This window comes from Mariniflexile sp., from assembly GCF_052728615.1.
Window position 1 is genome coordinate 1 of sequence record NZ_JBFVFE010000117.1, and the last position, 1,699, is coordinate 1,699.

At 38.6% G+C, this 1,699-nt stretch carries 1 protein-coding gene; it reads right to left on the minus strand.

Annotated elements, in window-relative coordinates; all coding sequences use genetic code 11:
- Positions 1-1,213, minus strand: a 1,213-nt coding sequence (gene lepA / locus ACU1LP_RS19430; RefSeq protein ID WP_445737097.1) for a translation elongation factor 4, incomplete at its 3' end; no start/stop codon positions are given.
- Positions 1,214-1,699: the final 486 nt, after the last annotated feature.

The window sequence follows — 1,699 nt, forward strand, 5'->3', positions numbered from 1 at the left end:
TATAAGGTTCTTCAACACGATTTACGGTTGAAGGATCTGGCAAGTCGGATGGGTTGTTCACAACAAAAGGCACGTCGGGATTTTTGTTTGTAAAAGCATTGTAAGACACGTTGGGAACGGTTGTAATAACCGTCATGTCGAACTCGCGCTCTAAACGTTCTTGTATAATTTCCATGTGCAGCATGCCCAAAAACCCACAACGGAAACCAAAACCCAATGCCGCAGAACTTTCTGGAATGAACACTAATGAGGCATCGTTTAATTGCAGTTTTTCCATCGAGCTACGGAGTTCTTCGTAATCTTCGGTGTCAACGGGGTAAATACCGGCAAAAACCATGGGTTTTACATCTTCAAAGCCTTCAACGATATTGGTGGTTGGGTTTGCAAAATCGGTTATGGTATCGCCCACTTTTACTTCTTTTGCGGTTTTTATACCAGTGATCAAATAGCCCACATCGCCTGTTTTAACAGATTGTTTGGCAACCTGTGTTAATTTTAAAGTCCCGACTTCATCGGCATAATATTCATTATCGGTTGCAACAAATTTAATTTTTTGTCCTTTTTTGATTTCGCCATTAAACACTCTAAAATAGGTTTCAATACCTCTAAAGGTGTTGTAAACGGAGTCAAAAATCAACGCTTGAAGCGGTGCATTGGGGTCGCCTTTTGGTGCCGGAACACGCTCAATGACCGCTGCTAAAATTTTATCGACCCCAAAACCTGTTTTTCCGCTGGCATGGATAACATCTTCTGGTTTACAGCCTAACAAATCTACAATATCATCGGTAACTTCTTCGGGGTTGGCACTTGGCAAATCGACTTTATTAAGAATGGGAATGATTTCCAGATCGTTTTCTAAAGCCAAGTATAAATTAGAAATGGTCTGTGCCTGTATACTTTGCGCTGCATCAACAATCAACAAAGCACCTTCGCATGCAGCAATAGAACGGGATACTTCATACGAGAAATCTACGTGACCAGGGGTGTCAATTAAATTTAAAATATATAGCTCTCCTTTGTACGTATATTCCATTTGTATGGCGTGGGACTTGATGGTAATACCGCGTTCGCGCTCCAAATCCATGTTATCGAGCAACTGGTTTTGCTTTTCACGTTCGGTTACCGTTCCTGTAAAATCCAACAAACGGTCGGCAAGCGTACTTTTACCGTGATCTATATGTGCAATAATGCAAAAGTTTCTAATATTCTTCATAGTCCTTTATCTTCATAAAAAAGATTTTGCAAATATAGAGGATTTAGATGAGGTTTATGATTAAGACTTTAGGGGTTTTTAAAACTTGTCTGGGCTTACAGGCTTTTTAATAGAACCAAATTTTTACATTAACTTTGTGACTGACAAAAAATTAAGTATATGAAATGGGCATGAACGAAAATTGGTGGCAAGTAGCAATGAAGATATGCAAATTACATATGACTCCCGATAGTTATCGGGATGAAAAACAATAAATATCTGCATATGAAATCGCCATTAACAACAAGTTTGAGCAAGCAAACACCGATGAAGATAAAGCGATTCCATATAGCCATTAAAAAAACAAATATTATCTACATATGAAAATTATTATCTCGATATTAGTTTTTGTTCTAGGAATGTTCAGTACCGTGGCGCAAATAACCGGGGCTTCTGAGAAATTTGCGCTTCCAAGTAGTTTAAGTGAATCTTCCGGTGCTATTTTTT